Genomic DNA, 23,401 nt, shown 5'->3' on the forward strand with positions numbered 1-23,401 from the left:
CTCGACATAATCTGTCGCTTTATCTTCATTTGCTGTCGCGCCCCTGTAAATCCACGGTTTTGATCGGTAGAATCGACGCCTTTCCGTACAACCCCGTGGAGTGATGGCATGGCCGACGTAAACAAGGTCGTTCTCGCGTATTCCGGCGGCCTGGACACTTCGGTGATCCTCAAGTGGCTGCAGGATACTTATAACTGTGAAGTGGTGACCTTCACCGCTGACCTGGGTCAGGGCGAAGAGGTCGAACCTGCACGTGCCAAGGCGCAAGCCATGGGCGTGAAAGAGATCTACATTGACGACCTGCGCGAAGAATTCGTCCGCGATTTCGTCTTCCCGATGTTTCGCGCCAACACCGTCTATGAAGGCGAGTACCTGCTGGGTACCTCCATCGCACGTCCGCTGATCGCCAAGCGCCTGATCGAAATCGCCAACGAAACCGGCGCTGACGCCATTTCCCATGGCGCTACCGGCAAGGGCAACGACCAGGTACGTTTCGAGCTGGGTGCCTACGCGCTCAAGCCCGGCGTGAAAGTGATTGCCCCTTGGCGCGAATGGGACCTGCTGTCCCGTGAAAAGCTGATGGATTACGCTGAAAAGCATGCAATCCCGATCGAGCGTCATGGCAAGAAGAAATCCCCGTACTCGATGGACGCCAACCTGCTGCACATCTCCTATGAAGGCGGCGTGCTGGAAGACACCTGGACCGAGCACGAAGAAGACATGTGGAAATGGACCGTCTCCCCGGAGAACGCTCCAGACAAGCCGCAGTACCTGGAGCTCACCTACCGCAACGGCGACATCGTCGCACTGGACGGCGTCGAAATGACCCCGGCCACTGTGCTGGCGACCCTGAACCGTATCGGTGGCGAACACGGTATCGGCCGTCTCGACATCGTAGAGAACCGCTATGTGGGCATGAAGTCCCGTGGCTGCTACGAAACCCCGGGCGGCACCATCATGCTGCGCGCTCACCGCGCCATCGAGTCCATTACCCTGGACCGCGAAGTGGCTCACCTCAAAGACGAGCTGATGCCCAAGTACGCCAGCCTGATCTACACCGGCTACTGGTGGAGCCCGGAGCGTCTGATGCTGCAACAGATGATCGACGCCTCCCAGGCTCACGTGAACGGCGTTGTGCGCCTGAAACTGTACAAGGGTAATGTGATCGTTACCGGCCGCAAGTCTGATGATTCGTTGTTCGACGCCAACATCGCCACCTTCGAAGAAGATGGCGGCGCTTACAACCAGGCTGACGCAGCAGGCTTTATCAAGTTGAACGCATTGCGCATGCGCATTGCCGCTAATAAAGGCCGCTCGTTATTCTGAGTGTTTAGCTTGTTTTGAAGAATGGCCCCTTGTTCAAGGGGCCATTTTTTTTGCCTGAGTATTCTAAATAGATCGGTATTGTTTAACGTTGTTTAATCAGTGTTCAAACTTATTCGAATAATGTGTTTTTTCTCGACTGCTGTGCGCTGCGTGCGATTTTTTGTAGGGGGGAATGAATTTTTTACATCTGCATAGGAACTAGTCTTACAGATAATTCACTCATGTGGGTGCGGGAGAACATGTGAGAGACCTAAGACTCTGTAGTAAATAGGGATGTAAAAAAATATGTTAAATGGAACTGAAACTACCGACTTTTCTCCACCAGCTCCAGTATCCGTGGTCGAAAGACAAGGGGCATTTCCTGATAGTTGTGTGGGGCTCGTTCACGTTCTGCCCTTGGTAACCTGGAAATTTTACTCAAAATGTGTGATGGGACGGAAAGGTCTGAAAGGCTCCATAAAACCGGAAACATTCGAATCGGTGTTTTTTTGTAGGGCGTTTCCTTTATCGCTGTGGGTTGGGTCTCTGCTTGCTGTTGCTCGGGGGGGGACGCTATGCCAACTATGAAACGACTAGGCTATTGTGCTTGCTCTAAATAATTCGAACAGCGAAATTGGACTTTCTCATGAATAAAGTGCTGATCGTGGATGATCATCCCGTCATTCGTCTTGCTGTGCGTATGCTAATGGAGCGTCATGGTTATGAGGTCGTTGCCGAGACCAATAACGGTGTCGATGCGTTGCAACTTGCGCGGGAGCATATGCCGGACATTGTCATATTGGATATTGGGATTCCCAAACTCGATGGCCTGGAAGTTATTTGCCGGTTGTCGTCTGCCAAACAACCTATACCCTTTAAGGTGCTGGTGCTCACATCCCAGGCCCCAGGTCACTTTTCCATGCGTTGTATGCAGGCGGGCGCTGCGGGTTATGTGTGCAAACAGCAGGACTTGACTGAATTGCTGAGTGCGATCAAAGCGGTTTTGTCGGGTTACAGCTACTTTCCAAACCAGGCACTCAACTCGGTACGCTCCACCATGGGCAACGCCAGTGAGGCTGATATGGTCGAGCGGTTGTCAGGCAGGGAAATGATGGTGTTGCAGCAACTGGCTCGGGGCCGGACGAACAAGGAAATCGCCGACGGTATGTTCCTCAGCAACAAGACTGTCAGCACCTACAAGACTCGCTTGTTGCTTAAGCTCAATGCTCGTTCCCTGGTGGATTTGATCGAACTGGCCCAGCGCAACGGCTTGGTATAGAAGGCTTGCAGGCTGCACCTAGCCCAGCATAGTCCGCAGAAAAAAGCCTCCGTAAGGGAGGCTTCCGGCCCTCGACCGCTGGCTTAGAGATCGAAGTCGTAGTCGGCCAGTTGTTTTTGCAAGCGTCGTTCTTCCAGAAGATTGTCGATAGTACGGCGTTTGCTCAGATTGGTCTTGGCGACCTCTATCACGGGAGCCTCTGCACCATCATCATCCGACTCAACGAGGTCGTCTTCCACATCCAACTGTTCTTTGTCAGTGCTCATAACGTTAGCTCCGGAGTAAGACTGCCGTTGGCGCTCCTTATAACGATAATCCATGAACGGGTAAAAAAGATTTTTTCAATCGACTGATCGAGAAAACTAATGCCGCCTCAATCGTCCGACGTTTTGTCCTTGTATTCGCACAGGTCTTCGATGCGGCAGCTGCCGCAGCGTGGCTTGCGAGCCTGGCAAACATAGCGCCCGTGCAGGATCAGCCAATGGTGTGAGTCGAGCAAGTAGGGCTTTGGCACGAACTTCATCAACTGCTTTTCTACCTCAACCACGTTCTTGCCACGTGCAATGCCCGTTCGGTTGCTGACCCGGAAGATATGAGTGTCCACGGCCATGGTCAGTTGCCGGAATGCAGTGTTGAGCACAACGTTGGCGGTTTTGCGGCCCACACCCGGCAAGGCTTCCAATGCTTCACGGGTTTGCGGCACTTCGCTTCCATGCAGCTCTACCAGCAGGCGGCAGGTCTCAATGACGTTTTTGGCCTTACTGTTGTAGAGGCCAATGGTCTTGATGTATTCCGACAACCCATCCACGCCTAACGCATAAATCGCCTCTGGCGTGTTTGCCACGGGATACAGCTTGGCCGTGGCCTTGTTGACGCCAACGTCCGTGGATTGGGCCGACAGGATCACCGCAATCAGCAACTCGAACGGCGAGGAGTATGCCAGTTCGGTCTTGGGTTCCGGATTGTCTTCGTGAAGTCTGCGGAAAATTTCCAGGCGTTTTGCGGCGTTCATGAGGCAGAAGATTCCTTGTTGGCGAGCAACGTGGTTTCGAATAGTGGGCCCAAGCCTGGAACCCTGCTACCAGTCACCGCGAAGTCTGAATTCCGAGCGCCCATCGATAGCGTGAGTACAACCATACTTGGCGGCGTGCCCAGCCACACGTCAAGCACCATGGGCATCTACCTGACGCTGGGCTTCATCGAGCTTGTTTTGCGCATCGGCCAATTGTTGTGCATCGGCCTGTTGATCCTGGGCTTTCTTCAATTCGGCGCGGCGCATCGCCAGTTGGATTTTGGCGCGCTTGAGGCCAGCGGTGTTGCTCACAGGCGCTGCGGGAATGTTGGCGGGTTCAAGTTTGGCCAGTGCCTGCTCAGCTGCCTCAAACTGTTGTTGTAGGACGATCAACTGGGATTGCTGGTCAAACGTCGGCGGATGCCCGAAGGCTTTCAATGATTTATGCAACTGAGCGCGGCTCATCGCGACATTGACTTTGGCTTTTTTCACCGCCGCGTCCTGTGCGGCCTGTGCTCCATCCAGCGGCACAGGCGTCACCTGCGCTGGACGTTTGGCCCGCGCCAGACGTTCTGCGAGCTTGTGGTCCTCTTCCCGTTGCAGGCGCGCGTTACGTTGCTCGAAGCGCCAACGTGCGCGATTGCGCTTGATATCACGTTCATGCCGCTCTTCGTCGTTGGCCGCCAAGCCACCTACGATAGGCAGTACGGTGATCGGAGGACGCATCTCGATGCAGTCTACCGGGCAGGGCGCGACGCAGAGGTCACAGCCCGTGCACTCGTCGATAATCACTGTGTGCATAAACTTGGCAGCGCCGACGATGGCATCCACCGGGCAGGCCTGGATGCACTTGGTGCACCCGATGCACTCGGCCTCGCGGATATACGCAACCTGCGCAGGCGCCTCGCCACGGGTGGTGTCCAGTTCCAGCAGCGGCAGGCTCAGCAACTGCGCCAGGCCCGCAATCGTTTCATACCCACCCGGCGGGCACTTATTGATGGCCTCGCCCTGGGCGATGCCCTCGGCGTAAGGCTTGCACCCTGGGTGTCCGCACTTGCCGCATTGGGTCTGCGGCAGCAGTGCGTCGATACGTTGAATCAGGCTCATGTTTTGATCATTGCGTTGAAGCCCCGGAATGCCAGCGCCATCAGCTCGACCGGTAGGCCGCGAAAAGGTAGGAAAATGTCATTGCCCGCGATCTGCTGGCGTAAGTCGCTGAACAGTCTCAGCAACGGCCAAAAACCGAGACCGGCGTCCAGGCTCATCGCGAACATGTGAGGTAGGACCTTTGCGTGTGAGTCCACAGCAATACCAGGCCCAACACGCCCGCGTTATCCAGCCATAAGCTATCTATAGCCCTGTCGCCGAGACGACAGGGCTGTATTGCAGCGTTACTTGATGCGCTGACCCGGCTTGGCGCCGCTATCAGGGCTCAGCAGGTAGATCTCTTCACCCCCAGGGCCGGCCGCCATCACCATGCCTTCGGAGATACCGAACTTCATTTTTCGAGGCTTGAGGTTGGCGATCATCATGGTCAGGCGACCATCGAGCTTGGACGGATCCGGATAAGCGCTTTTGATCCCGGAAAACACATTGCGTTGCTCGTCACCGATATCCAGCGTCAGGCGCAGCAGTTTGTCGGCACCTTCTACGGCTTCCGCCTTGATGATCAGCGCAACACGGAGGTCAACGGCGGCAAAGGCGTCAAACTCGATTTCCGGAGAAAGTGGGTCTTTGGCCAATTCACCATTGCCTGTTGGTGCAGTCGAACCGGTGTCGGTCTGGCTAGCAACGAGGTCTTCTTTCGAAGCGTCGGTCATGGCTTGGACTTTCACGGGATCGATGCGGGTCATCAGCGGCTTGAACTCGTTCAACTGGTGGTTGCTGAGCAAGGTGGTGTGGTCGTTCCAGGTCAGTGGCGCAACATTGAGGAACGCCTCCGCGTCGGCTGCCAGCAACGGCAGAACCGGTTTGAGGAAGATCACCAACTGGCGGAACAGATTGACACCTGTGGCGCAGATCGCCTGCACTTCCGCCTGCTTGCCTTCCTGCTTGTTCAACGACCACGGGGCCTTATCGGCGATCCAGGCGTTGGCGCGGTCGGCCAGGCCCATGATCTCGCGCATCGCGCGGGCAAAGTCGCGGGCTTCATAGGCGTCGGCGATGCTTGGCGCGGCGGCCCGGAACGCATCGGTCAGTTCCGGTGCGGCATTTTCTGACACCAGTAAGCCGGCGTTGCCCTTGTGGATAAATCCGGCGCAACGGCTAGCGATGTTCACGACTTTGCCCACAAGGTCCGAGTTGACCTTCTGTACGAAGTCTTCCAGGTTCAGGTCGAGGTCGTCGACGCCACGGCCCAATTTGGATGCGTAGTAGTAGCGCAGGTATTCCGGGGACAGGTGGTCCAGGTAGGTGCGCGCCTTGATGAATGTGCCACGGGACTTGGACATCTTCTGCCCGTTGACCGTCAGGTAGCCGTGCACGGCAATACCAGTAGGCTTGCGGTAGCCCGAACCTTCGAGCATCGCTGGCCAGAACAGTGCGTGGAAATTGACGATGTCCTTGCCGATGAAGTGGTACAGCTCGGCGGTGGAGTCCTTGCCCCAGAACGCGTCGAAGTCCAGCTCCGGCGTACGGTCGCAGAGGTTCTTGAAACTGGCCATGTAGCCGATCGGTGCGTCCAGCCACACATAGAAGTACTTGCCTGGCTCGTCTGGGATCTCGAAGCCGAAGTACGGCGCGTCACGCGAGATGTCCCACTGTTGCAGGCCCGCATCCAGCCATTCAGCGATCTTGTTGGCCACGGCATCCTGAAGGGTGCCGCTGCGGGTCCAGGTTTGCAGCATCTGCTGGAAATCCGGGAGCTTGAAGAAGAAGTGTTGGGAATCCTTGAGCACCGGTGTGGCGCCGGAGATGGCCGACTTCGGATCCTTCAGATCGGTGGGCGCATAGGTCGCACCGCATTTTTCGCAGTTGTCGCCGTACTGGTCTTCGGTGCCGCATTTCGGGCAGGTGCCCTTGATGAAGCGATCGGCCAGGAACATTTTCTTTTCCGGGTCGAAATACTGTGTGATCGAACGCTGGGCAATGTGCCCGGCGTCGCGCAGCCGCAGGTAGATCTGGTTCGACAGTTCGCGGTTTTCTTCAGCGTGAGTCGAGTGGAAGTTATCGAAATCCACCAGGAACTCGGCAAAGTCGGCGCTGTGTTCAGCCTGCACATTGGCGATCAGTTGTTCCGGGGTGATGCCTTCCTTTTCGGCGCGCAGCATGATGGCCGAACCGTGGGCGTCGTCCGCGCAGACATAAATGCATTGGTTGCCGCGATGCTTCTGGAAGCGCACCCACATATCGGTCTGGATGTACTCAAGCATATGGCCAAGATGGATAGAACCATTGGCATAGGGCAGGGCGCTGGTGACGAGGATCTTGCGTGGCTCGGACATGGGGCTCGGCTACTTGATGAAACGGAGGTCGGCCACTATAAAGCGCCAGGAAATTTATTTCACCCCGTGGCGCTGTTTCAGCATCTTCCCCATCTTCGAAAGCATGCCGTTAAGCGGCCGGAACGGTTAGGATAGCCGCCTGTTTCAGTCAGTCTTTTTTCGGGAGTAGCCCATGAGCGCCGTGAATCGCGCAGCGGTGGAAGCCGTTCTTCGCCAGTACACCGACCCCTATTTGAATCAGGACCCGGTCAGTGCCGGTTGTGTGCGCGCCATTGAGGTCCAGGGCGATCAGGTGTCGGTCCACCTGGAGCTGGGCTATGCCGCCGGTCTGTTCAAGAGTGGCTGGGCGCAGATGCTGCAAATCGCCATTGAAGGTCTGGATGGTGTGGCATCTGCCAAGGTCGACATCCAGTGCGTAATCGCGCCGCACAAGGCTCAGGCGCAGATCCCGGGCCTGGCTAACGTCAAGAATGTAATTGCCGTGGCGTCCGGCAAGGGCGGCGTGGGGAAATCCACCACGGCTGCCAACCTTGCCCTGGCCTTGGCCCGTGAAGGCGCGCGTGTGGGCATTCTAGACGCTGATATCTATGGTCCAAGCCAAGGCGTGATGTTCGGAATTGCAGAAGGCACGCGGCCGAAGGTCAAGGATCAGAAGTGGTTCGTGCCTATCGAATCTCTTGGCGTGGAAGTCATGTCCATGGCGTTCCTGACCGATGACAACACGCCGATGGTATGGCGTGGCCCGATGGTCTCCGGCGCCTTACTGCAATTGGTTACGCAGACCGCATGGGGCGATTTGGATTACCTAGTCATCGACATGCCGCCAGGCACCGGCGATATCCAACTGACCCTCGCGCAGAAAGTCCCTGTGGCCGGCTCGGTGATCGTGACCACTCCCCAGGACTTGGCGCTGCTCGATGCCAAAAAAGGTGTGGAGATGTTCCGTAAGGTCAACATCCCGGTGCTGGGTGTCGTGGAGAACATGGCCGTGCACATTTGCTCCAACTGCGGCCACGCTGAGCATCTGTTTGGTGAAGGCGGCGGTGAAAAGCTGGCGACCCAGTACGGGGTTGAATTGCTGGCTTCGTTGCCGTTGTCGATGGCGATTCGAGAACAGGCCGACGGCGGTAAACCTACTGTTGCGGCCGAGCCTGATGGTCAGATCGCCATGGTGTATCAGGAGCTGGCCCGTCACGTGGGGGCGCGGATCGTACTGCAGGAAGCATCAGCACCGGCAATGCCGACGATTACGGTGAGCGAAGACTGAAAAGGTTGCAGCGAAAAAAGCCTCGCGTTGTCGGGGCTTTTTCTTGCCCGCAAAACCGCCCACGAATATTAGTTGCGCATTTACGCAATCAGGCGTGTAAGCAATCGCCTACTTTTGCGTAAGTGTTTGGGTTTTTTACCTGGCGTGTGCGGCTAAAATCGATGAAGGCATTTTCTATCTGTATGAAATATAAAGATTATTTATCGTCGCCAGAGAGCGATCACGTGTCGGTCGGCGATTTGGATCCCATTGAACTTCCCTTGGAACTCTCTAACATCAGTCCTGTGTCCACGGATTGACACAGCCATTAAGGATCGATGGCTCAGGGAACGTCGCAGGATGCGATTCATCAGGATGATGAAAAGGAATAAAGGGACTAGGGAAAAAATGTGGGCGGGTCATACCGCCCCTTTTTTTTGCCTGCAAAAAAGTAAATGCCTGCTCCAGAATGCAAAAAAGCCCCGGAAAGGGGCTTTTTCAGTTGGGCGGCGGCGCTATTAGCGCTCCAGGTGTTTGATCTTGCCTTTTTTACCATCCCAATCTGCTGCGTCAGGCAGCGAGTCTTTCTTCTCAGTGATGTTCGGCCAGATCTCCGCCAGCTCGACGTTCAACTGAATAAATTCCTGCATATCCGCCGGGACTTCATCCTCGGAGAAGATAGCGACGGCCGGGCATTCTGGTTCACACAGGGCGCAATCAATGCACTCATCCGGGTGGATGACCAGGAAATTCGGGCCTTCGTAGAAGCAGTCCACCGGACACACTTCGACGCAGTCGGTGTACTTGCACTTGATGCAGTTGTCGGTAACGACGAAGGTCATTTCTAATTTTCTCCTCAGGCGGCGGCAGCGAAACCCTGTGTGGCAGGGCTCGCGAGGTTCGGGAGCGATAGTCTGCAGGCCAGGCTAAGAGCCCGCAGCATCCCAAACCGCGCGAGAGTCTACCAGCTTGCAAGCGTCTGCGTTATATCCGAACTTGCAGTGCATATAACATTTCGAGCGCTTTACGCGGTGTTAAGCCGTCCAGGTCAAGCTTGGCCAGCTCATCCAGCACGGGGTGTGGCAGGCTGGCGAACATATCGCTTTGGTGAGGCGCGGAAGGTTTGTTGGCGGTCTTGGCTGGGCTGGTAACCACGGTTTCATGGGGCAGAGCCGTGGTTTCCAGGCGACTGAGGTGTTCACGGGCACGCACGATCACGTCGTTCGGCACTCCGGCCAATTGCGCCACCGCCAGTCCGTAACTTTGGCTGGCGGGCCCAGGCAACACATGATGAAGGAACACGATGCGTTCGTTGTGCTCAGTGGCATTGAGGTGCACGTTGGCCACCAGTGGCTCGCTTTCCGGCAGCACCGTCAGTTCGAAGTAGTGGGTGGCAAACAGTGTGTAAGCCCGCAGATGCGCCAATCGCTCAGCGGCTGCCCATGCCAGGGACAAACCGTCGAAGGTGCTGGTGCCGCGACCCACTTCGTCCATCAGCACCAGGCTGCGCTCGGTGGCGTTGTGCAGGATGTTGGCGGTTTCGCTCATTTCCACCATAAAGGTCGAGCGGCCACCGGCCAGGTCATCGCTGGAGCCGATCCGGGTGAAAATCCGGTCGACCAGGGACAGTTCGCAACTGGCCGCCGGCACGAAGCTGCCGATATGCGCCAGCAACACGATTAAAGCGGTCTGGCGCATGTAGGTCGATTTACCACCCATGTTAGGACCGGTGATCACCAGCATGCGTGTATCGTCGTCCAGGGACAGGTCGTTGGCGACGAACGGCGTGGTCAAGACCTGTTCCACCACCGGATGGCGGCCCTGCACGATGCGCATGCACGGTTCGCTGACAAAGCGTGGGCAGTTGAGATCAAGGTTCAACGCACGTTCGGCAAGGTTGCTCAATACATCCAGCTCCGCCAGGGCGGCGGCAGTGTCCTGCAGCGGCGCCAATTGGCTGATCAAGTCTTCGAGCAAGGTCTCATAGAGCATTTTCTCGCGGGCCAGGGCACGGCTCTTGGCTGACAGCGCCTTGTCTTCGAACTCTTTGAGTTCCGGTGTGATAAAGCGCTCGGCGCCTTTGAGGGTCTGGCGACGTTGATAATCGATCGGTGCCGACTCGGCCTGCTTGCTTGGTAACTCAATAAAGTAGCCGTGCACGCGGTTGTAGCCGACCTTCAGGTTGGCGAGACCGGTGCGGGCTTTTTCGCGGGCTTCCAGGTCAATCAGGAACTGCCCGGCGTTTTCGCTCAGGGCTTGCAGTTCATCCAGCTCACTGTCGTAACCGGTCTTCAATACACCACCGTCACGGATGATCGCCGGCGGGTTATCGATGATGGCTTTTTCCAGCAACGCGGCCAGTTCCGGGTAGGTGCCCGCCGTGATTGCGAGCTGTTGCAGGTGCGGCGTGTCCAACTCGGTCATCGCCACTTGCAACTGCGGCAGGGCGCCAAGGGCGTCGCGCAGGCGTGCCAAGTCACGAGGGCGCGCATTTCGCAGTCCAATCCGTGCCAGGATCCGCTCAATGTCACCGATTTCTTTCAGCTGTGGCTGGAGCTTTTCAAAGCGATAGCCATCCAGCAGGCAGGTAATAGAGGTTTGACGCGCTTGCAGTACGCTCAGATCCCGCAGCGGACGATTCAGCCAGCGTGTCAGAAGGCGGCTGCCCATGGCAGTCTGGCAGCGGTCGACCACCGATTGCAGCGTGTTGTCACGCCCGCCGGACAGGTTGGTGTCCAGTTCCAGATTGCGACGGCTGGCACCATCGAGCACCACGGTATCGTCCAGGCGCTCATGGCGCAGGCTGCGCAAATGCGGCAGGGCAGTGCGCTGGGTTTCCTTGGCGTAGCTGAGCAGGCAACCGGCGGCGCCGATGGCCAGGGTCAGGGTTTCGCAGCCGAAGCCTTTCAGGTCTTGTACCGAGAACTGCTGGCACAGGCTTTTGAGCGCCGAATCACGCTCGAAATCCCACGGCGCACGGCGCTTGGTCCCACGGCGTTTTTCCGCCGGCAGGTCCTTCGGCCAATCGTCCGGGATCAGCAGTTCAACAGGATTGATGCGCTCCAACTCCGCCAGCAAGTTCTCCCAGCCCTTGATCTCCAGCACGCTGAAATTGCCGCTGGTGATGTCCAGCACGGAAAGGCCGAACAGCCGTTCATCGCCCAACACCGCAGCGATCAGGTTATCGCGACGCTCATCCAGCAGCGCCTCATCACTCACCGTGCCCGGTGTAATGATGCGCACCACCTGACGCTCTACCGGCCCCTTGCTGGTCGCCGGGTCGCCGATCTGCTCACAGATCACCACCGACTCGCCCAGCTTCACTAGCTTGACCAGATAGCCTTCCAACGAATGGTAAGGAATCCCACACATTGGAATTGACTGTCCCGCCGACTGCCCGCGTGCGGTCAAGGTAATGTCCAGCAACTTGGCGGCCTTCTTCGCGTCTTCATAGAAGATCTCGTAGAAGTCGCCCATGCGATAGAACATCAACTGATCAGGGTGCTGGTTTTTCAGGCGCCAGTATTGCTGCATCATTGGCGTATGGGAGGACAGATCGGAAGTGTGTTTACTCATCAGATAGTTAGCAAATTCGTTGAAAGGAGTGGGGCAAAGGTGGGGCGCTCGGCCCTGCTGATTTTGCAATGGCCGCAAGGTTAACACGCGAGGTCGGCCCTTCGCAGGTCGCAAACGGTCAGGTAAAACGTAAAAAAGGGGCGGCGCATTTATTTAAATGCACCGCCCCTTTTGCCTTTCGGCCTGTGCTGAATATGGACGCCTCTCTCAGTACGAAACGGCGATAGCCTTGGCCAATTGCATGTCGGACATAAGCGGCGCGGGGTAGGTCGAATGATAGTACCGAGATGCCCGTTCAAACTCGGCCCCGCGGATTTCGCCGTCCGAACCGATAAACGCAAGGGCGTCGGTTTTCGATGATGTAAAAAGCTTTGGCGCTTCGGTCGTGAGAGAAGTAGTGCCTGCAACCAAGATGGTTGGCACGAACGTGGAGTACATCAGCGCTTTATCGAAGGGGTTGGCATTTTCTGCCGCCACTGCCTGATTGCCCATCAGCACCATGACAGCGATTGTCAGCGTTTTCCATGAGTCCATTCGTCGATGTTTCCATTTTGATTTAAGGGCGAGACGATATCAGGGCCGGCCATTCCCCGCGGTCACCTCATCCGGGCGAAGCATAGAAGTGGTTGAGCACTGCCAGCTCAATCCCAGCCACTATTGCGCAGAGCACAACGAAGCCTCGGCTGAAGACCCGCTTACTATTGGATGAGGCTCCTTCTATCCAGTGCGCGTCGGTGTAGCTTGTGAACATCCCAATGAGCGCCAGTAGGGTGCATGTCTGCACCTTGCTCCAGAAGCTCTGATCTCGCCATGAAGTCATCCGTGTTATTCCATTTCGCACATTGCCTAGCCAATCTTCGCTTTACTACTGCGCGCTGAGCTGAAGGCTGCAGGCCTGTTCGCCAAGCAGGTGATCGCAGATTTATAAGGTTGGCATCTATGGTCGCAGACAGCCGGAGTTGGATTGTAGGCGCTCATGCTTGGGGATATCTACAAATGGTCAGGTTAAAGGGGAAGTGTATTCTTCAAGAACCTTGTTTATGAGCGAAGAGTCCTCTTTGTGGACTGCCAAAATGTCGTAGTAGTAAATTGTTCGTGTAGAGCGTCCAGTGTTTTGCTGCCAGATGTAGTTTATGAGCTGGACGATAATGCTCATCTCGCCTGTGCGAATGACGATTTCGCCAAAGTTGTCAAAAATCACCCAATCACAATAGCCTGCCTGCTGAAGCGCGCTGAGCGTTTTTAAATAGCCTGCTTTTTGGTATTCGTGATCGTATTGGCATTCAAAGAAAAGAATTGGTTTGTGTTTTTTTATAACTACCATGGAAGAATCAAGTACATCGTAATCGAACCCGTCAACGTCACTTTTCAAGATGCGTATGCTGGATTCATTGGGGATCAGCTCATCGAGTGGCGACGATTTTAGGCCGCCCTCATTTTGTAATATCGCGTGTTTTGTCCCGTTTTGTCCGTCAAGTGAGACGTTGGAGATTTTTTTTCCTACCAGGGCTTTTATTGTAGTGACTTTTAAGTGGTTTATTGAGGTTTTTATTTTTTTGACATTATCTTCTAAGTGCCTGTAAAAAGAATCATCAGCTTCAATGCAGATATAATTAGCAGTGGTATTCTGTTCAGCCATGCCCGCTAATGAATCTCCGATATTGGCACCTATATCTATGATGGTTTCTGAGTCATTGATGTAGCGTGTTAGGTGTGGCAGAACCTATCATATTTTGGGTGTTGTTTTTGAAATTCAGGTAATAGGTGGTGTGCCGGCAAGTTTATTGAAAAGCTTCTGTATTTATAGCTGATAGGTAGCTTTGAGTATTTTCGAAGTTTTCTGATGATTCTTGATGTTAATTTTGAGATCAACGTTAAATTTCCTTGAGTAGTTTTTATTTTCCTAGCGTGCATATTAGGTATCCATTGACAGATTCTTCCTTTTGTATCTGTTATGCACGACTTGGTATCAAGGATCTTACGTTTAGAAATAGCCTAAGGGAATCCGCTTTCGAGGGCGGAACGATGATGACGGGAGTCTCGCCACTGGGATGAGTCCGTTTAGGCGGTAAAAAGGGTGTCAAATGCATAAAAATGCATCATTTATGCGATTAAGCATTTGCCATTCTCCAAGTCTCCCGTCACTATCCGCGTCATGCAAAAACGCAATGTTTCTATCGTTTTAAGAGAGCTGCTGGACCGCGACCGGATCTCTCCCACGGAGCTTCACCGGCGCACCGGTGTGCCTCAATCCACGTTGTCCCGGATCCTCAGCGGGAAGATCGCTGACCCGTCGGACAAGCACATTTCCCGTATTGCCGAATACTTCCGCATCAGCACCGACCAGTTGCGCGGGCGCGTGGCGGTGGGCGTTTCGCGAGATGACGAGCGAGATCCAATGCATTCGGAACTCAAGGACATTAGCCTTTGGGACGACGACACCCCCGTTAATGAGGACGAGGTGTCGATCCCCTTTCTGCGCGAGGTTGAATTGGCTGCTGGATCAGGAAGATTCGTCATCGAGGAAAGCGAGAAAGCCAGCCTGCGTTTTGGAAAGCGCAGCTTGCGGCATAACGGCGTGCAGTTCGACCAGGCCAAATGCGTAACGGTGCGTGGCAACAGTATGTTGCCGGTGCTGCGTGACGGTGCGACGGTCGGCGTGAATGCTGGTAAAAGTGGCATCGGCGACATCGTCGATGGCGACTTGTATGCCATCAATCACAATGGCCAGTTGCGGGTGAAACAGCTGTATCGCCTGCCTACCGGTATTCGCCTGCGTAGTTTCAATCGCGATGAACACCCGGATGAGGACTACAGCTTCCAGGATATTCAGGATGAGCAGATCAGCATCCTTGGCCATGTGTTCTGGTGGGGGATGTACGCCCGTTAACCTTCTTGTGTAAGAGAAAGCCCGCCGTCGAGCGGGTTTTTTTTCGTCTGTAGAAAATCGTCGAACCCTTTACCCATAAGGTCGTAAATGCATTCATGCATGATCGCGCTGAAAATAAATGCATTTATGCATTGACTGTATATGCATACATGCATATTCTTCGTCTCAAGCCAGCCAACAAGGCCTGGTGGAGGCGGCAAGGATGCTGCCAAGGAAGACAAGGAAGGCACGCAACATCGGCAAGGACGCCATCAGAGCGATGGCAGGGATGCCAGGCAAGACCGGCAAGGATGCCGACGCTCTTTAGTTTCACAGCTTTGCAAGAACAGGCAGCGATGAACCGGCCTTAACGGTTCAGAGGGTTGGCAACTGACCCGGGTGTGCAGCGTAAAGCACCAGAAGCAGTTATCCGGCAGACAGGGATCGTGGTCGGAAAAACATTGAGGAAAGATCCGTACCGCGCCAGTAGCGCCGAAAGATCGAAGCTGGACCGCATTACTGAAAAGCCCGGGCAACCGGGCTTTTTGGAATGCCTACCTATACATGGATTTACCCAAAAGCCGGGTCTTTGCCGGCAATGCGCAGCCAGGAGGCGTGACATGACAAACGAGCAGCAAGTGTTAGCGGAAATGCCTATCTGGCTGGTGATCGCACTGGCTCTGATCGGCGGCGTATCCGGCGAAATGTGGCGCGCCGACAAGGAGGGCGCCCGTGGTTGGTCGCTGGTCCGGCGCCTGGCCCTGCGGTCCGGGGCATGCATGGTCTGCGGAGTCTCGGCATTGATGCTGTGCTACGCCGCCGGCATGTCGATCTGGACCGCCGGCGCCATTGGTTGCCTGACGGCCATGGCCGGCGCAGACGTCGCCATCGGCCTTTATGAACGTTGGGCGGCCAAGCGCATCGGGGTCAACGAAGCGCCGACGTCCCGCCCGGATCAGCAGTAACTGCTGCAAGGACGCAACTGATGACACTTATCGAAAACCCCTCCCAACTACCTGTAGCAATTGGGGACGCGCTGAAGCGTGCCTTCCCACAATTACAGGTAGGCAACCACCAGGACTTTGCCGACGCCGGGGATCACACCGGTGTGCTGATCAGTGTGGAACGCAACGGCCCCGGGGTTCGTTCCCCTGAAGGGCGCAAGGCACATGTTTTGTCGGTTTCACTCAGGGCTACGGTCGCCAGCGGTGCGGCACCTTTTGACGCGTGCGACCTGGCCAGCCAACTGATGGACCTGGCCCTGGATAACCGCTGGGGCCTGCCGTCGGGTCAGTGCGATTTGCCCACGTCGATCGTTGCGGCGCCTTCCGGATTTTCCAGTGCCGAAACGGACTACGACACCTGGGTCGTTTCCTTCACCCAAACCCTCTATCTCGGCCCGTCGTTGCTCCAAGATCCCACAGGTACGCCGCTGTTTGCCCGCACCTGGGAAGTCTCGGACATCGACGATCCGGATCAATATCGGCCCCTGCAGGAGTAGTCCATGTTCGACGCATTGTTACGCATGCAACTGGGGCCGATTGTCGAGCGCCTGGCGGAAATGGAAGCCCAGCTCGAAGACTTGTATCGACGCGCGGAAAGTTTCTGCCGCATTGGCGTGTGCCAGGAGGTCGACGCTGCCAGCAATACCTGCAAGGTCAGCCACGGTGAGTTGCTTACCCCGGCGATTCGATTCTTCAACCCCAGTGCCGGTGCGCAGACCGAAACCCGTATTCCATCGGTGGGCGAACAATGCCTGCTGCTCAACTACGGCGGTGGGGAAGGGGGCACGCAGTCTGTGGCACTGTTCGGACTGAACAGTAGTCTGTTTCCACCGGTGTCCAGCGTGGCCTCGCTGACCCGGCGGCGCCATCAGGATGGCACCCAAAGCGACTACGACGACGCCAGCCACACCTTCAACTGGATTAACGGCCCAACCACGTTCAGCGGTTCTCGCGAACAGCTCGACATCAAGGTCGGCGCTGCCAGCCTGACCATGAGTGCCCAGAGCATCACCCTGCAACTCGGCGCCACCGGCCTCTCGCTGGATGCCGCCGGCGTGCATTTGAGCGGCCCGGTGGTGGATCACCAGGGGCGCGTGATCAGCCGCGCATAAGGAGTTGCCATGATCGGAATCGATAGGAACACGGGGGCAGCCGTCGATGACTGGCTGCAATTCGTACAGCGTGCCACCCGAGCGCTAACCACCCCCTTAGGCACTCGTCAGAAGCGCCCGATGTACGGCTCGATGATCCCGCAACTGCTCGGCCAGAACCTCGGCGACGACCTGCTGATCCTTGCTCAAAGCCATGCCGCACAAGCCTTCTATAACACCCAGAACGGCATTGCCGACTTTCAACCCCAGGTCATCGTCGCCACCCGCCAGGGCGCCGGTTTATTGCTGCGTTTTGCCGGCACCTGGAAAAACCGCCAACAATCCTTCGAGGTCGTGACATGAGCATGCTGATCCCAGGCCAGAACCAACTGGCGGAGCCGGCGATTATCGCGGTCGATGAATTCGAACCGCTGCTGGCGGAATTCAAGGCGTTTGTCGTCGATTACGTCGCCACCCGCGCGCCGCAAAGCGCGGCCAAACTCAAGGTCAGCCTCGACAACGAAAGCGAGCTGCTGACACTAGCCCTGGAAGCTTTTTGCGTGCGCCTGCAAACCCACGAACGCAAGTACAACGCCCGCATCAAGCAGATGCTGGCGTGGTGGGCCACCGGCAGTAACCTGGATGCACGCCTGGCCGATATGGGCCTGGAGCGCCAAGTGCTCGACCCCGGTGATCCGGCGGCTTTCCCACCGGTACCCGCAACCCTGGAAAGCGATGACGATGCGCGCCTGCGCTATTACTTGGCGCCCCACGCACCGGCCGCGGGTTCGCGTATGCAGTATCGCCGCGAAGTCTTTACCCTCGGCGAGCGGCCGTCGGTCAACGTGCAGAGCGCCACACCGGGCGTGGTGACCGTCAGCTACACCTTCGATCCTGACGGCTACGCGGCCCAGGTCAAGGATGGCAACGGACGGCGCACGGCGCCTGGCGAAGTGAGGGTCACCGTACTGTCCAGGGAGGGGGATGGTACTGCTTCCGCCGATTTGCTTGACGGCGTACGGCGACATTTCGCACGGCCCGATGTACGACCTGAGACCGATCTGGTTACCGTCCAAGGTGCGCAGATCCTGCCTTACAACATTCGCGTGGTCGCAAAAATCAACGCCGGTCCGGATTCCGGACTCACTCAAGTCGCTGCGCAGAAACTGCTGCAAAACTACGCAGAGTCCTGCCATCGCCTGGAAGGCCGCGTGGACCCAAGTTGGATCGACTATGCGATCCACAGCGCTGGCGCCGCGCAACTGCAGATCCTCGAGCCGCTGGCGCCGATCATCAGCACGGCATTCCAGGCCCCGTATTGCACGGGCGTCGAGGTGGAGGTGCGCACGCTATGAGTGAACCCAAAGCGAGTTTATTGCCCGCCAACAGCTCACCGCTGGAAAAGGCGTTGGATCTGGGGTTTGGGATGTTGTTGGAGCGGGTCACCCCTCCGTTTCCCGAACTGATGGACCCGGATCGTACACCCGCGGCGTTCTTGCCCTACCTGGCGGCAGACCGTGCGGTCAACGAGTGGAGCGCCACAGCCCCTGAGTCCGAGAAGCGCCTGACCGTCAAACTCGCCTGGCCCACCGCACGCCAGGCCGGCACCCGTCAGGCCTTGGAAAACGCCGCCAAGGGTCTGCAACTCAGTCCAGAAGTGCGTGCGTGGTACGAGCAGAAACCGCCGGGCGTGCCCTACAGCTTTGCCGTACGGGCCTGGACCGAATTGCCCTACAGCGAAGCCGTCGATGCCCGACTCGACCGCCGCCTGGCCGATGCCAAAAGCGAACGCGACATCCTGTCGATCTCCGTGGGTTTGAGCGCCTTTGGCCGCCACAGTATTGGCGCTGCCACGCTGTGCGGCGAAATGACCACGATCTACCCAAACGTGCTGGCTGGCGTCGAGGCCTCGGGCCGCGCCTTTATGGCGGCCGGTCTCTACACCGTCGAAACCACCACCCTTTATCCACAGGAGCACTAAATGGCTGACTATTACACCCTGCTCACCAACGCGGGGATCGCCTACGAAACCGCCTGCAAGGCCGCCGGCGTACCGATCAAACTGGCGCAGATTTCCGTCGGTGACGGTAACGGTGCCGTCTACAACCCCGATGCCAACGCCAAGGCGCTCAAGCGTGAAGTCTGGCGTGGGCCCCTGAATGCACTGTTTCAAGATGATAAAAACGCCAACTGGCTGATGGCCGAAGTCACCATTCCGTCGGATGTTGGCGGGTGGTATGTGCGGGAAGCCGGACTGTGGACGGATACCGGGATCTTGTATGCCGTCGTTAAATATCCGGAGTCGTATAAGCCGATTCTGGCGACGTCCGGATCGGGGAAAGAGTTTTATATTCGCTCGATCTTTGAGACCAGTAATGCGTCGATCGTGACGTTGTTGATTGATGACACGGTGGTGAAGGCGACTCGGGCTTGGGTGATGGATTACCTGGCGAAGGGGACGTATTCCAAGGCTGAGATTGAGGCGATGATTGCCAAGGCTTCGGCGTTGCCAGTGGGTTCTATGGTGGCGTTCCCTGTCGACAAGATCCCGCCGGGTTTTCTGGAGATTGACGGTAGCGTTAAGAGTGTCGCGGCTTATCCCGACTTGGCGAAGTTACTCGCTGGTGCGTTCAATAAAGGGGACGAGGCGGCTGGTACCTTTCGATTGCCGGAGTCACGTGGGGAGTTTTTGCGCGGGTGGGATCATGGGCGCGCAGTCGATACTGGTCGTTCAATCGGCAGCTATCAGATCGATACAATACAGAATATTGTCGGCAACCTTGCAGCGGACCCCGCAGCGCCTTACCAGTTTCTCGGTGAAGGTAATTTGACTGCAACCGGCGCATTTGGTGTCACTTTGAGAACTGCTCCCGGTATTGGTGACGCCACGAATGTTCAGATGGGAGCAAGTCTGAGCTTCGATGCTTCGCGTTCGGTTCGGACTTCGATTGAGACTCGGGGCCGCAATTTAGCGGTGATGTGGTGCATCAAGGCCTGGAACGCGCCGATCAACCAGGGAACCATCGATATCGCAGCCCTCGCGGCATTGGCTGCCCAAGCGACCGAACTCAACCAAGGCACCGCAAAGGTCGCCACTGCCGTGCAAATGCTTGATAGCGCAAATGATTTGGTAATGATTACACCAAAAAAGCTGCGCCTGGGTTTTGCCGCAAGTTTTACCCCAACGGGTTATTTCGTTTTCCCAAGCTGGTTAGGCGGCTTGGTTATTCAATGGGGCGCCGTTGAATATCAGACAGATGGCGATAGCTTACTGGCCGTTTCATTTCCCGTTGAGTTCCCAATTTCTGTGCTCTATGCCGACTGGACTGTAGAGAGCGGCATTCTGAGTTCCGTGATCGGGTCTTATGTGCATCAGGTGACGAAAAAAGGCATGTACTTGACGTGCGATAAGCAAGTTTCATCTGTGGCAACCGTTGTCGCGCGCTGGTTTGCATTCGGTAGATAAGGAGAATCTATGCGTTTTTACAGTCCATCAACAGGCTGCACGTACTTGCCAGCGATGCATGGCGAGAGTATTCCGGGCGATGCAGTGGAAATCTCGGATGAAGTTTTTCTAAGGGTTATTGCAAACCCAGAACGAGGCAAAGTCCGAACACACGATAATAAAGGGCAGCCCTACTTGATCAGTGCTCCGGTCATTGAGATCGACCTCGAAGGTGCTGAGCGCATCTGGCGAGACGCTGAAATTGAAAGCGTTAAATGGCTGCGTGAGCGTCATCTCGATCAGCTTGAAATCCGCGCTGAAACAACGCTGAAGGATGAGCAGTTTTCTGAATTGTTGCTGTACGTGCAATCTCTGCGCGACTGGCCGCAATCATCCGCCTTCCCGGATAGCGAACACCGCCCCATGGCTGCGCCCTGGATTGCCGAACTAACCAAATAACGCCCTGCACTGACGGGGCGTTTTCTTTCCCGAGTTGAATGACCCGCCGCCGTGAGCGGTTTTTTTGTGCCTGGAGATCCCACCTATGACCCACCGCCAAACCTACACCGTCCTCATCCCATTCCCCACCGGAGGTGGCCACTGGTCCACCGTCGGCGAGGAACTGCAACTGCTGGACGTCGAAGCATCCGCCCTGCGCACCGCTGGTCGCCTGGAACTGACCAGCGTCCTCAACGCCACCCCGGCCAAAAAGGCCGCCACCAAGAAGGCTGACTAACCATGGCTGAGGTTCTGAACTTCGAGCACAACGGCATCACTGTGAATGCCACCGAATCCCCCGAGGCCATGGGTGGCCTCGGCGACAACGTGATCGGCCTGGTCGGCACCGCGCCGAATGCCCATGCGTCGATCCCGAAAAACGCGCCGTTCCGAATCAACAGTTTCACCACCCAGGCGCTGCTGGACCCTACTGGTGCGGAGTCTGGCACGCTGTTCCACGCGGTCTACCAGATCCTCAAAGTGGTCAAGGTTCCTGTCTACGTGGTGATCGTGGAGGAGGGCGCCACCCCGGCGGACACTATCAACAATGTAATCGGCGGCAACGAGCCGGTCACCGGTCGCAAGCTGGGCCTGGCGGCACTGGCCAGCGTGCCGGAAGACCTGACCATCATCGGCGCCCCAGGCTTCACCGGTACCAAGGCGGTGGCCGGTGAGTTCGCTGCCTTTGGCAAGCGTATCAAGGCCCGTGTGGTGCTGGATGGCAAGGACGCTGCGGTGGCCGATCAGGTGACCTACAGCGGTGAACTGGGCGGTGCCGACCTCGGTTTCGACCGTTGCCTGCTGGTGCACAACATGCCGTCGGTGTACTCCAAGGCAGCGAAGAAAAACGTGTTCCTCGCGCCATCGTCCCTGGCGATCGCTGCGCTGGCTAAGGTCAAGCAGTGGGAAAGCCCAGGCAACCAGGTGACGTTTGCCGAGGACGTTTCCCGCGTGGTCGAGTACAACATCCTCGACACCTCCACCGAAGGCGACCTGCTCAACCGTTACGGCGTGAGCTACTACGCCCGCACCATCCTCGGCGGTTTTTCGCTGCTGGGTAACCGCTCCATCACCGGCAAGTTCATCAGCTACGTCGGCCTGGAAGACGCCATCAGCCGCAAGCTGGTCAAGGCGGGTCAAAAGGCCATGGCCAAGAACCTCACCAAGTCCTTCATGGACCAGGAGGTCAAGCGCATCAACGACTGGCTGCAAACCCTGGTCGCCGACGAAACCATCCCCGGCGGCAGCGTGTACCTGCACCCGGAACTCAACAGTGTCGAGAAGTACAAGAACGGCACCTGGTTCATCGTTATCGACTACGGCCGCTATGCGCCGAACGAACACATGATTTATCAACTCAACGCCCGTGATGAAATCATCGAGCAGTTCCTGGAGGACGTTCTCTAATGTTTACCAACCGAGTCAGACAGGCCATTGCGGCCACCCTTCAAGGCCTGCCGTTGTCCGCGACGGTTGAAGAATTCACTCCGCCGAAGATCGAATTCGACATGGAATCCATGTCCGGCGGGCGCTTTATCGCCGAGGAAATGGCCAAGAGCGGCAAGGTGCTCAATGCCACCTTGGTGCTGCAGGGTGCGGGCCCGGAAGTCATGCTGGCCCTGGGCGTGCGCCTGGGTGATGACATCCTGCTGAACGTGCGGGAAGCCGGCCAGGATCAGGACGGCAAGACCTACTTCACCTATCACACGGTCGGCGGCAAACTGAAATCCCTCGCCGAAGCCAAGTTGAAGATGGGCGACAAGGCTCTCACCACGCTTGAGCTTTCCTGCCGCACTTACAACCGCCTGGAAAACGGCATCCCGGTCATCGACATCGACGTGCGCACCCAGAAGTTCGTGCTCAATGGTGTAGACATCCTCGGCGATGCCCGCCGTGCGGTGCTGATGCCGTAACTCTCCGGGGGCGGGCGTGCTCGCCCCTTACTTCATCAAGGAATTGCCCCATGGCCTGGATGCCACCGCTGCACCTCCTGCTGTCTCCGATCACCGCCGACACCGGCGCGACGATCCAGCAGGTGCAACTCAAGCCGCTGTACTACGCCGCGCAAAAAGCCGCGCTGGCCCGGGCCGGTGACGACGAGGACGACCAGTTCTTCGAACTGGCAAAACTCGCCACCGGCCTGTCGGAAAAAGAGCTCGACCAACTCAAGCGCCCGGACTACGTCAGCATCGCCCAATACGTACACGAGATGTCGACGCGTCCTGCGTCGTTTTTTCTGGATGAGCAAGCGACGGCAACCCACGACCAGCCCGTCCAATTGTTGCTGCCTCTCGACGCGGCCGGTCGGACGCTCACTGAACTGCCCTTGGAAATACCCGCTCTGCGTGCCACCAAGGTGATGAAAAAACTCGTCACCAACAAAGAGCGCGCCGAGTTCATTACCGCCCATTGCACCGGCTTGATGATCCCCGACCTCGCCAACCTGACCGTGCCCGACTGGACCGAACTGCAGGGGCGCATCGACGATTTTTTAAATCAACCGGCGGACTTCTTTCGGAGCGCGACATCGAAGTAATCCTCGATGTGGTGCCGCTGATTTATTCGGTCAATGAGGCTGAGATCCTTGACTGGGACGCCGGCAAAGCATTGCGCCGCTACGACATCGCGATCAC

24 protein-coding genes and 1 pseudogene are annotated in these 23,401 nt (G+C 56.9%); 16 read left to right on the forward strand and 9 right to left on the reverse strand.

Annotation, left to right across the window (positions count from 1 at the left end; all coding sequences use genetic code 11):
- Positions 1-108 precede the first annotated feature (108 nt).
- Positions 109-1,326, forward strand: coding sequence for an argininosuccinate synthase (locus AOA61_RS04550; RefSeq protein ID WP_012722490.1), 1,218 nt, complete (start codon positions 109-111; stop codon positions 1,324-1,326).
- A 625-nt stretch (positions 1,327-1,951) separates the two neighbouring features.
- On the forward strand, positions 1,952-2,584 hold the full coding sequence (locus AOA61_RS04555; protein WP_032891784.1) for a response regulator transcription factor: 633 nt from the start codon (positions 1,952-1,954) through the stop codon (positions 2,582-2,584).
- 83 nt (positions 2,585-2,667) lie between these two features.
- On the opposite strand, the gene AOA61_RS04560 is transcribed toward AOA61_RS04555, so the two are convergent.
- From AOA61_RS04560 to metG, 5 genes and pseudogenes are all read right to left on the reverse strand, one after another.
- On the reverse strand, positions 2,668-2,850 hold the full coding sequence (locus AOA61_RS04560) for a PA3496 family putative envelope integrity protein (RefSeq protein ID WP_032891782.1): 183 nt from the start codon (positions 2,848-2,850) through the stop codon (positions 2,668-2,670).
- A 107-nt stretch (positions 2,851-2,957) separates the two neighbouring features.
- Positions 2,958-3,596 carry an endonuclease III gene (gene nth / locus AOA61_RS04565; protein WP_032891781.1) on the reverse strand — a complete coding sequence of 213 codons (639 nt, stop codon included), beginning with the start codon at positions 3,594-3,596 and terminating at the stop codon, positions 2,958-2,960.
- 150 nt (positions 3,597-3,746) lie between these two features.
- Positions 3,747-4,703 (reverse strand): electron transport complex subunit RsxB, encoded by a 957-nt coding sequence (rsxB, locus tag AOA61_RS04570; protein WP_099601219.1) that lies wholly within the window; start codon positions 4,701-4,703, stop codon positions 3,747-3,749.
- A pseudogene (locus tag AOA61_RS04575) lies at positions 4,700-4,935 on the reverse strand (NADH:quinone oxidoreductase); the annotation flags it as partial. The gene rsxB and the pseudogene AOA61_RS04575, both read right to left, overlap by 4 nt.
- Before the next feature lie 52 nt (positions 4,936-4,987).
- Complete coding sequence (gene metG, locus AOA61_RS04580) at positions 4,988-7,039, reverse strand: methionine--tRNA ligase (protein ID WP_099601220.1); 2,052 nt, start codon at positions 7,037-7,039, stop codon at positions 4,988-4,990.
- A 172-nt stretch (positions 7,040-7,211) separates the two neighbouring features.
- On the opposite strand from metG, the gene apbC reads away from it, so the two are divergent.
- Positions 7,212-8,306, forward strand: a complete 1,095-nt coding sequence (apbC, locus tag AOA61_RS04585; protein WP_099601221.1) for an iron-sulfur cluster carrier protein ApbC — start codon at positions 7,212-7,214, stop codon at positions 8,304-8,306.
- 497 nt (positions 8,307-8,803) lie between these two features.
- On the opposite strand, the gene fdxA is transcribed toward apbC, so the two are convergent.
- The 4 genes from fdxA to AOA61_RS04610 all read right to left on the reverse strand — a co-directional run bounded on the left by fdxA (position 8,804) and on the right by AOA61_RS04610 (position 13,581).
- On the reverse strand, positions 8,804-9,127 hold the full coding sequence (gene fdxA / locus AOA61_RS04590; protein ID WP_032891777.1) for a ferredoxin FdxA: 324 nt from the start codon (positions 9,125-9,127) through the stop codon (positions 8,804-8,806).
- 142 nt (positions 9,128-9,269) lie between these two features.
- The gene (mutS, locus tag AOA61_RS04595; protein ID WP_099601222.1) at positions 9,270-11,861 is read right to left on the reverse strand and encodes a DNA mismatch repair protein MutS; all 2,592 of its coding nucleotides are present in this window, start codon (positions 11,859-11,861) and stop codon (positions 9,270-9,272) included.
- A 207-nt stretch (positions 11,862-12,068) separates the two neighbouring features.
- Positions 12,069-12,395, reverse strand: coding sequence for a DUF2388 domain-containing protein (locus AOA61_RS04600; protein ID WP_032891774.1), 327 nt, complete (start codon positions 12,393-12,395; stop codon positions 12,069-12,071).
- A 466-nt stretch (positions 12,396-12,861) separates the two neighbouring features.
- Complete coding sequence (locus AOA61_RS04610) at positions 12,862-13,581, reverse strand: FkbM family methyltransferase (RefSeq protein ID WP_306668092.1); 720 nt, start codon at positions 13,579-13,581, stop codon at positions 12,862-12,864.
- Between the two features lie 435 nt (positions 13,582-14,016).
- Between AOA61_RS04610 and AOA61_RS04615 the strand changes: the two genes are divergently transcribed.
- The 13 genes from AOA61_RS04615 to AOA61_RS04675 all read left to right on the forward strand — a co-directional run bounded on the left by AOA61_RS04615 (position 14,017) and on the right by AOA61_RS04675 (position 23,304).
- Complete coding sequence (locus tag AOA61_RS04615) at positions 14,017-14,751, forward strand: XRE family transcriptional regulator (RefSeq protein WP_099601225.1); 735 nt, start codon at positions 14,017-14,019, stop codon at positions 14,749-14,751.
- Between the two features lie 599 nt (positions 14,752-15,350).
- Entirely contained in the window at positions 15,351-15,695 is a 345-nt protein-coding gene (locus tag AOA61_RS04620) for a phage holin family protein (RefSeq protein WP_099601226.1), read from the forward strand.
- 20 nt (positions 15,696-15,715) lie between these two features.
- Positions 15,716-16,231, forward strand: a complete 516-nt coding sequence (locus AOA61_RS04625; RefSeq protein WP_099601227.1) for a hypothetical protein — start codon at positions 15,716-15,718, stop codon at positions 16,229-16,231.
- A gap of 3 nt (positions 16,232-16,234) precedes the next feature.
- Positions 16,235-16,846, forward strand: coding sequence for a phage baseplate assembly protein V (locus AOA61_RS04630; RefSeq protein ID WP_099601228.1), 612 nt, complete (start codon positions 16,235-16,237; stop codon positions 16,844-16,846).
- 9 nt (positions 16,847-16,855) lie between these two features.
- Positions 16,856-17,188 (forward strand): phage baseplate protein, encoded by a 333-nt coding sequence (locus AOA61_RS04635; protein ID WP_099601229.1) that lies wholly within the window; start codon positions 16,856-16,858, stop codon positions 17,186-17,188.
- Positions 17,185-18,180, forward strand: coding sequence for a baseplate J/gp47 family protein (locus AOA61_RS04640; RefSeq protein WP_099601230.1), 996 nt, complete (start codon positions 17,185-17,187; stop codon positions 18,178-18,180). The genes AOA61_RS04635 and AOA61_RS04640 overlap by 4 nt, the downstream gene beginning before the upstream one ends.
- The gene (locus AOA61_RS04645) at positions 18,177-18,806 is read left to right on the forward strand and encodes a phage tail protein I (protein WP_099601231.1); all 630 of its coding nucleotides are present in this window, start codon (positions 18,177-18,179) and stop codon (positions 18,804-18,806) included. Before AOA61_RS04640 ends, AOA61_RS04645 begins: the two co-directional genes overlap by 4 nt.
- Entirely contained in the window at positions 18,807-20,291 is a 1,485-nt protein-coding gene (locus tag AOA61_RS04650; protein ID WP_099601232.1) for a phage tail protein, read from the forward strand.
- Positions 20,292-20,300: 9 nt separating this feature from the next.
- Complete coding sequence (locus AOA61_RS31475; protein ID WP_164444759.1) at positions 20,301-20,729, forward strand: phage tail assembly chaperone; 429 nt, start codon at positions 20,301-20,303, stop codon at positions 20,727-20,729.
- Positions 20,730-20,814: 85 nt separating this feature from the next.
- Positions 20,815-21,006 (forward strand): hypothetical protein, encoded by a 192-nt coding sequence (locus AOA61_RS04660; RefSeq protein ID WP_099601233.1) that lies wholly within the window; start codon positions 20,815-20,817, stop codon positions 21,004-21,006.
- A gap of 2 nt (positions 21,007-21,008) precedes the next feature.
- Entirely contained in the window at positions 21,009-22,175 is a 1,167-nt protein-coding gene (locus AOA61_RS04665) for a phage tail protein (RefSeq protein WP_099601234.1), read from the forward strand.
- Positions 22,175-22,681, forward strand: coding sequence for a phage major tail tube protein (locus tag AOA61_RS04670; protein ID WP_099601235.1), 507 nt, complete (start codon positions 22,175-22,177; stop codon positions 22,679-22,681). Before AOA61_RS04665 ends, AOA61_RS04670 begins: the two co-directional genes overlap by 1 nt.
- Before the next feature lie 50 nt (positions 22,682-22,731).
- A complete protein-coding gene (locus AOA61_RS04675; RefSeq protein ID WP_099601236.1) occupies positions 22,732-23,304 on the forward strand; it encodes a phage tail assembly protein in 573 nt (190 codons plus the stop codon).
- Positions 23,305-23,401: the final 97 nt, after the last annotated feature.

This window comes from Pseudomonas sp. 2995-1, assembly GCF_002742505.1.
GTDB classification, from domain to species: Bacteria; Pseudomonadota; Gammaproteobacteria; order Pseudomonadales; family Pseudomonadaceae; genus Aquipseudomonas; species Aquipseudomonas sivasensis.